Genomic DNA, 1,352 nt, shown 5'->3' with positions numbered 1-1,352 from the left:
CCAAGCGGTGAAACGATATTTAGATGGTACAGAAAGTGGAAAAATAATTGCTAAATCTATAGGAGTTAACCCTAGCGTACTTCGTGAGTGGATTAGACGATATGAGTCTTCAGGTGAAAAGGCCTTTGAAAAGTGCTATACATTCTACCCAGCCCAGTATAAACTAGATGTACTTTATTATATGAATGAACACGGGACATCTATCAGAGAAACAGCGGCACTTTTCAATATACCGTCTTATGAAACACTTCGGAAATGGAAAATAGCTTATGAAACAGGAGGATTGGATGCCCTACAATCAAAGAAAAAGGGGCGTCCAACCATGAAAGATAAAAAAATAAAACCAGTAGATGAAGGATCAATCGAAGCCTTACAAGCGGAAAATGAGCGTTTACGTATGGAAAATGCATATTTAAAAAAGTTGAATGCCTTAGTTCAAAACAAAGAAAAATCACCAAACAAGACAAAGCGCAAGTAATCTACGAGTTAAGGCATGAATTTCCTATCAAGGAGTTACTTCAACTCGCAAACATTCCACGTAGTACGTACTATTACTGGATGAAACATTTTAATCGTCCTGATCCAAATACGGAGGTAAAAGAACTGATTCAAGCTATTTATAATGAACACGATGGGTGTTATGGTTATCGTCGTATTCGTGATGAACTTATGAATCGTGGACACAAAGTAAATCATAAAAAAGTATATCGCCTTATGAAAGAATTAGGGTTAAAATGTCTGGTTCGTATGAAAAAATATCGCTCTTACAAAGGGACAGTTGGGAAAATTGCGCCAAATATTTTAAATCGCAACTTCCAAGCTGAAAAACCAAATGAAAAGTGGGTTACAGATATTACGGAGTTTAAGTTATTTGGGGAGAAGTTATACCTATCACCAATGTTGGATTTATTTAATGGTGAAATTATCACGTATACAATTAGTTCCAGACCGACCTATTCCCTTGTTTCAACGATGTTGGACCAAGCCCTTTATTGTGTAACCGATCCGGATAAACTCCTCATTCACTCTGATCAAGGTTGGCACTATCAAATGAAACAATACCGCCATTCTCTTAAGAATTGTGGCATAACTCAAAGTATGTCTCGCAAAGGAAACTGTTATGACAATGCCGTTATTGAAAATTTCTTCGGTATTATGAAATCGGAATTTCTGTATCGAAAAGAATTTGAAAGTATAACACATTTCAAACAAGAATTAGCAAAGTATATAGAATACTATAATCATAAAAGAATTAAGGCAAAATTAAAGGGTATGAGCCCAGTACAATACCGGGCTCATACCCTAGAGGCTGCCTAATGAAACGACCTGTCTAACTTTCGGGGGTCACTTCA

The 1,352-nt window shown here is 36.5% G+C and carries 1 protein-coding gene; it reads left to right on the top strand.

Going from position 1 to position 1,352, the window contains the following annotated elements; all coding sequences use genetic code 11:
* Positions 1 to 1,317 (top strand): IS3-like element ISBth10 family transposase gene (locus tag OXT04_RS29455; RefSeq protein WP_257140172.1). Its coding sequence is split into 2 segments (ribosomal slippage), with 1,318 coding nucleotides annotated over them: positions 1 to 413 and positions 413 to 1,317; the frame shifts between segments, so codons are not numbered across the junction. This gene is flagged as partial in the annotation.
* Positions 1,318 to 1,352: the final 35 nt, after the last annotated feature.

The sequence above is a fragment of the Bacillus sp. GC_Bacil_1 genome (assembly GCF_026540675.1).
Taxonomy (GTDB): Bacteria; Bacillota; Bacilli; order Bacillales; family Bacillaceae_G; genus Bacillus_A; species Bacillus_A cereus.
This window is presented reverse-complemented; position numbering and strand designations above follow the sequence as displayed.